Annotated in this window: 6 protein-coding genes and 1 pseudogene; 6 read left to right on the top strand and 1 reads right to left on the bottom strand. The window is 70.1% G+C overall.

Features of this window, described 5'->3' with window-relative positions; all coding sequences use genetic code 11:
- Window positions 1–16: 16 nt before the first annotated feature.
- A complete protein-coding gene (locus ACZ7NC_RS09010) occupies window positions 17–1,456 on the top strand; it encodes a tetratricopeptide repeat protein (RefSeq protein ID WP_471486234.1) in 1,440 nt (479 codons plus the stop codon).
- 81 nt (window positions 1,457–1,537) lie between these two features.
- Here the strand turns inward: ACZ7NC_RS09010 and hppD are convergent, their stop codons facing one another.
- Window positions 1,538–2,683 carry a 4-hydroxyphenylpyruvate dioxygenase gene (gene hppD / locus ACZ7NC_RS09015; RefSeq protein WP_471486236.1) on the bottom strand — a complete coding sequence of 382 codons (1,146 nt, stop codon included), beginning with the start codon at window positions 2,681–2,683 and terminating at the stop codon, window positions 1,538–1,540.
- A 126-nt stretch (window positions 2,684–2,809) separates the two neighbouring features.
- Between hppD and ACZ7NC_RS09020 the strand changes: the two genes are divergently transcribed.
- The 5 genes and pseudogenes from ACZ7NC_RS09020 to ACZ7NC_RS09040 all read left to right on the top strand — a co-directional run.
- Window positions 2,810–3,289, top strand: coding sequence for an Lrp/AsnC family transcriptional regulator (locus ACZ7NC_RS09020; RefSeq protein WP_471486238.1), 480 nt, complete (start codon window positions 2,810–2,812; stop codon window positions 3,287–3,289).
- Window positions 3,290–3,314: 25 nt separating this feature from the next.
- Window positions 3,315–3,962, top strand: a complete 648-nt coding sequence (locus tag ACZ7NC_RS09025) for an ABC transporter permease (RefSeq protein WP_471486240.1) — start codon at window positions 3,315–3,317, stop codon at window positions 3,960–3,962.
- Entirely contained in the window at window positions 3,955–5,205 is a 1,251-nt protein-coding gene (locus ACZ7NC_RS09030) for a betaine/proline/choline family ABC transporter ATP-binding protein (protein ID WP_471486242.1), read from the top strand. The genes ACZ7NC_RS09025 and ACZ7NC_RS09030 overlap by 8 nt, the downstream gene beginning before the upstream one ends.
- On the top strand, window positions 5,202–6,044 hold the full coding sequence (locus ACZ7NC_RS09035) for an ABC transporter permease (RefSeq protein WP_471486244.1): 843 nt from the start codon (window positions 5,202–5,204) through the stop codon (window positions 6,042–6,044). Before ACZ7NC_RS09030 ends, ACZ7NC_RS09035 begins: the two co-directional genes overlap by 4 nt.
- Before the next feature lie 26 nt (window positions 6,045–6,070).
- Window positions 6,071–6,261 (top strand): annotated as a pseudogene (locus ACZ7NC_RS09040) (ABC transporter permease subunit); the annotation flags it as partial.

Consider the following 6,261-nt stretch of genomic DNA (forward strand, 5'->3'; position numbering starts at 1 on the left):
ACGCACAGTGAGCGCCATGGAGAACGACGCCGTGGAGAACGAACAGGGCACGCCGCAGCGCCGCCCGCGCGTCCGGCGGCGGGTGGTGCTCGCCTCGGTGGCGGGGTGTGCCGTGCTCGGCGGGGCGCTGGCGCTGCTGCCGTGGGGGACGGGCGGGACGGGGACGCCTCCGCCGGCACCGGGGGCACAGGCGCTGACCGCGGTCACCACGGGGGTGCCGGCGGCGCTGCCCGATCTGGCGATGCTGATCGACGAACGCGAGAGGCGTCTGCGGACACATCCCAGGGACGCCGAGTCGTGGGCGGTGCTGGGGGCGGCGTATGTGGAGCAGGGGCGGCGGACCGCCGAGGCGACGTACTACCCGAAGGCGGAGAAGGCGCTGCGCACCTCGCTGAAGGTGCGGGAGCACAACGCCGGGGCGATGGACGGCATGGCGGCGCTGGCGAACGCGCGGCGGGACTTCCGGGCGGCGCGTACGTGGAGCGAGGCGGCGCTGAAGGCGGACCGCAAGCGGTGGACGGTGTATCCGCAGCTGATCGAGGCCCATACGGGACTGGGTGACTACAAGGCGGCCAAGCGGGTGACGGACCGGATGCTGAAGCTGCGCTCGGGCCCCGCGGTGCTGGCGCGGGCCGCGGGCGTGTACCGGGACCGGGGCTGGCGGGAGGACGCGGCGGCGGTGCTGTCGGACGCGGCGGCGGGCGCCGGGACCCCGGCCGAGCGGGCGGCGTATCTGGAGCGGGGCGGGCAGCTCGCCTGGGAGCGCGGCGATCTGGACGTGGCCCTGCGGCACTTCCAGGAGGCGGTACGGCTCGACCCCGACCAGCGGGCCGCGCTGGCAGGGCAGGGGCGGACGCTGGCGGCGCTGGGCCGGACCACGGAGGCGCTGAACGCGTACCGGATGGCGTTCGCCAAGCAGCCGTACCCCGAGTACGCGCTGGAGCTGGGCGAGTTGTACGAGTCGCTGGGGCTGGGGCAGGCGGCGCGGGTGCAGTACGACCTGCTGCGGGAGCGGGCGGCGCGGGCCGCGGCCGGCGGGGTGGACGAGGAACTGGTCCTCGGCCGCTTCGAGGCGGACCACGGCGACACGGACTCCGCGGTACGCCGGCTGCGGGCCGAGTGGCGCAGCCAGCCGGGGATCGAGGTGGCCGACGCGCTGGGGTGGGCGCTGCACCGGGCCGGGAAGGACAAGGAGGCGTTGAAGTTCGCGCGGGTGGCGACCGACCGGCAGCACGGGGGTGCGGTGCGCAGTGCGCTGTACGTGTACCACCTGGGGATGATCGAGCTGGAACTGGAGATGCCGGGCGCCGCGCGGCGGCATCTGCGGGAGGCGCTGCGGATCAATCCCCGCTTCTCGCCGACGCGGGTTCCGCTGGCCGAGGAGGCGTTGCGGGAGTTGGGGGAGCCGTCGGTGGAGGACGTGCCGGACATGGACGCCGAGCCCCGGCGGAAGTGAGCGGGGCACGGCCGGTCTCCCCCGGTCGTGCGGACGCCCCCCGTGGCACCCGCACGACCGGAGTGGCTCAGTCGGCCGCCGTCAGAGGTTGCCGCGCTTGGCCTGCTCGCGCTCGATCGCCTCGAACAGGGCCTTGAAGTTGCCCTTGCCGAAGCCCATCGAGCCGTGGCGCTCGATGATCTCGAAGAAGACCGTCGGACGGTCCTGGACCGGCTTGGTGAAGATCTGCAGCAGATAGCCGTCCTCGTCGCGGTCGGCGAGGATCTTCACTTCCCGCAGGGTCTCGACGGGGACCCGGGTGTCGCCGACCCACTCGCCGAGGGTGTCGTAGTACGAGTCCGGGGTGTCGAGGAACTGGACGCCGGCCGCGCGCATCGTGCGTACCGTCGCCACGATGTCGTTGGTGTTGAGCGCGATGTGCTGGACACCGGCGCCGCCGTAGAACTCCAGGTACTCGTCGATCTGGGACTTCTTCTTGGCGATGGCGGGCTCGTTGATCGGGAACTTGACCTTGAGCGTGCCGTCGGCCACGACCTTCGACATCAGCGCGCTGTACTCGGTGGCGATGTCGTCGCCCACGAACTCCTTCATGTTCGTGAAGCCCATGACCTTGTTGTAGAAGCCGACCCACTCGTTCATCCGGCCGAGCTCGACGTTGCCGACGCAGTGGTCGATGGCCTGGAAGGTGCGCTGGGCGGGCGGCTCGACCATGGGGCTCGCCGCCACATAGCCGGGGAGGTACGGGCCGTCGTAACCGGTGCGCTCGACGAGGGTGTGGCGGGTCTCGCCGTAGGTCGCGATGGCGGCCAGCACGACCGTGCCGTGCTCGTCCTTCACCTCGTAGGGCTCGGTGACGGAGGTGGCGCCGTGCTCGATGGCGTACTCGTACGCCCGTCGCGCGTCCGGCACCTCGATGGAGAGGTCGACTACGCCGTCGCCGTGCTCGGCCACGTGCTGGGCGAGGAAGTGGCCCCAGGTGGTGGCGGGCTTGATGACGGAGGTGAGGACGAAACGGGCGGAGCCGTTCTCCAGCACATAGCTCGCGGTCTCGCGGCTGCCGTTCTCCGGTCCGGAGTAGGCCACGAGGCGCATGCCGAAGGCGGTCGAGTAGTAGTGCGCCGCCTGCTTGGCGTTGCCCACGGCGAAGACGACCGCGTCCATTCCCTTGACCGGGAAGGGGTCGGCCTGCCGTGCGGTGTCGGGAGTGTGGTGTGTGGTCTGCGTCATAAGCGCAGCCTCACCCGGCACGGCAAGGTGCGCAATAGTTTGGTTTTTCGCTGGGCAATCTGCTTGGTGAAGGGTTCGTTTCTGCGGGCTGTCTGTACAGGATGACCACTCCGGAGGGTGACTGTTGTGGCGATCGATCATCTGGACGGGCGGATCATCGTGCTGCTCGCCCGCGAGCCCCGGATCGGGGTGCTGGAGATGTCCCGGCGGCTGGGGGTGGCCCGTGGGACCGTACAGGCGCGGCTGGACCGGCTTCAGTCGAACGGAGTCATCCGGGGATTCGGCCCCGAGGTGGACCCGGCCGCGCTCGGATATCCGGTCACCGCCTTCGCCACCCTCCAGATCCGGCAGGGGCAAGGCCCCGATGTACGGGCGCACTTGGCGACCGTGCCGGAGGTGCTGGAGCTGCACACCACGACCGGGACCGGGGACATGCTGTGCCGTCTCGTGGCGCGCTCCAACGCCGATCTTCAGCGTGTGATCGACCGCGTCGTCGGTTTCGATGGGATCGTCCGGGCCTCTACCGCGATCGTGATGGAGAACCCCGTTCCGCTGCGGATCATCCCGCTGGTGGAGCAGGCGGCGGAGGACCGGGAGAGCAGCTAGCCACTACCCGGTGGGGTGAGCCCGCGTGAGCTTCTGGGAGTACCTGGACAACCGTCACCAGCAGCTGCTCACCGACGCCTACCAGCACGCCAGCGCCGTCCTGCAGTGCATGGTCGTGGCGACCGTGCTCGGGGTGCTGATCGGGGTGGTCACGTATCGCAGTGAGTGGGCCGGCAACCTCGCCACCCTCACCACCTCGGGCATTCTCACCATTCCGTCGCTCGCCATGATCGGTCTGCTCATCCCGATCGTGGGGCTGGGCGTGGCGCCCACCGTGATCGCGCTGACGCTGTACGGACTGCTGCCGATCGTGCGCAACTCGATCGTCGGGCTGCGCGGCGTCGATCCGTCCCTGGTGGACGCGGCCCGCGGCATCGGGATGTCCCGGCTCACCCAGCTGCTGAAGGTGGAGCTGCCGCTCGCCTGGCCGCCGATCCTGACCGGGATCCGGGTCTCCACGCAGATGCTGATGGGCATCGCGGCCATCGCGGCGTACGCCTCCGGCCCCGGCCTCGGCAATGTGATCTTCCGCGGTCTCGCCTCGCTGGGCAGCGCCAACGCGCTCAACCAGGTGCTCGCGGGCACGCTCGGGATCATCGTCCTGGCGCTGCTGTTCGACGCCGCCTACGTCCTGATCGGACGGCTGACCATCTCCAGGGGGATCCGTGTCTGAGCACGCGTCCGAGGACGGGCACCATGGCGCCGCGATCGAACTGGAGAACCTGACCAAGCGGTATCCGGGCAGTCCGACGCCGGCCGTGGACAACGTGAACATGGAGATCAAGGCGGGCGAGGTCGTCATCTTCGTCGGGCCCTCGGGCTGCGGGAAGTCGACCACGCTGAAGATGATCAACCGGTTGATCGAGCCGACCGGCGGCCGCATCCGGATCGGCGGCGAGGACGTCACCGACATCGACCCGGTGAAGCTGCGCCGCAAGGTCGGGTACGCGATCCAGTCGGCCGGTCTGTTCCCGCACATGACGGTCGCGCAGAACATCGCGCTGGTACCGAAGATGATCGGCTGGTCGAAGGCGCGGATCGCGTCACGGATCGAGGAGCTGCTGGACCTGGTGGGGCTGGACCCCGGGGAGTTCCGGGACCGCTATCCGCGTCAGCTCTCCGGCGGGCAGCAGCAACGCGTGGGCGTGGCGCGGGCATTGTCCGCCGATCCGCCGGTGCTGCTGATGGACGAGCCGTTCGGCGCGGTGGATCCGATCACCCGCGATCATCTTCAGGACGAGTTGATCAGACTGCAGCACGAGCTGCACAAGACGATCGTCTTCGTCACCCATGACTTCGACGAGGCGATCAAGATCGGTGACCGGATCGCCGTCCTGCGCGAGCGGTCGCACATCGCTCAGTTCGACACCCCGGAGGCGATCCTCACCAACCCGGCGGACGACTTCGTGTCCGGGTTCGTGGGTGCCGGGGCGGCGCTCAAACGGCTGAACCTGACCCGCGTACGGGATGTGGAGATCACCGACTATCCGACGGTGACCGTCGACGACCCGCTCCAGGAGATCTTCAACCGGCTCCGCGCCAGCGGCACCAACGAGATCCTGCTGCTCGACCCGCGAGGGCGGCCGTACAAGTGGGTCAGGCGCGGCGATCTGATGCGGGCCAGGGGGTCGCTGGCCCGGGCGGGGACGCTGGTGCACGAGACGGTGACGCGGGACGCCACGCTGCGGGATGCCCTGGAGGCGGTGCTCACCGACAACGCGGGGCGCGTGGTGGTGACCGGGCGACGCGGTGAGTACACGGGCGTCGTCGACATGGAGACGCTGATGAACTCCGTGCACGAGCTCCTGGAGGCCGACCGGCTGGAGGCCCTTGAGGCCGAGCACGAGCTGGAGGGGGCCAGGTCCGAGCGCACGCACGCCGAGCAGGAGGGCGACGGAGCGGAGAAGAAGGCGTGAGCGGCCCGGAACTGAAGGAGAGCGAGGGCGCGGAGGGCGAGAGCCCCGAGGCCGCGGAGGAGAACGCCGCCACCGCCGCCTCCCCCGCCGCCGGCAGGCCCCGGGCCCGGAAGGTGAGCTGGGCGAAGCTGACCGTCGTGCCGGGCTTTGTGGTGGTCATGCTGCTGGCGACCTGGCTCTGGTTCCAGCAGGCGGACCTGGACGCGGTGTCCGAGAACGCCCTGTCGAACGGTCAGGTCTCCAAGGCCCTGTGGCAGCACATCGAACTCACGGCGATCTCCACCTTCTTCGTGCTGATCATCGCGATCCCGCTGGGGATCCTGCTCACCCGCAAGCCGTTCCGCAAGGCGACCCCGGTGGCCATGGCGTTCGCCAACATGGGCCAGGCGACCCCGGCGATCGGTCTGCTCGCGCTGCTGGTGATCTGGCTGGGCATCGGCCGGAAGGCGGCCCTGATCGGCATGATCGCGTACGCCGTCCTGCCGGTGCTGTCCAACACCATCGCCGGCCTCAAGGCGAACGACCCGACCCTGCTGGAGGCGGCGCGCGGCATCGGCATGTCCCCGACGGGAGTGCTGACGCGGGTGGAGCTGCCGCTGGCGGTCCCACTGATCCTGGCGGGTGTGCGCACGGCACTCGTCCTGAACGTCGGCACGGCGACCCTGGCGGTCTTCGGCGGAGGCGGCGGCCTGGGCGTACTGATCACAGCCGGCATCACCAACCAGCGCATGCCGGTGCTGGTGCTCGGCTCGATCCTCACAGTCGCCCTGGCACTGCTGATCGACTGGCTGGCATCACTGGCCGAAGTGCTGCTGCGGCCACGGGGGTTGGACGTATGAGGCGGCGCGTGGTTCTGGTGGCGACGGGGCTCCTGACGCGGGTGGAGTTGCCGCTGGCGGTCCCGCTGATCCTGGCGGGTGTGCGCACGGCACTCGTCCTGAACGTCGGCACGGCCACCCTCGCGGTCTTCGGCGGAGGCGGCGGCCTGGGCGTACTGATCACAGCCGGCATCACCAACCAGCGCATGCCGGTGCTGGTGCTCGGCTCGATCCTCAC

The sequence above is a fragment of the Streptomyces sp. NPDC111802 genome, assembly GCF_055634335.1.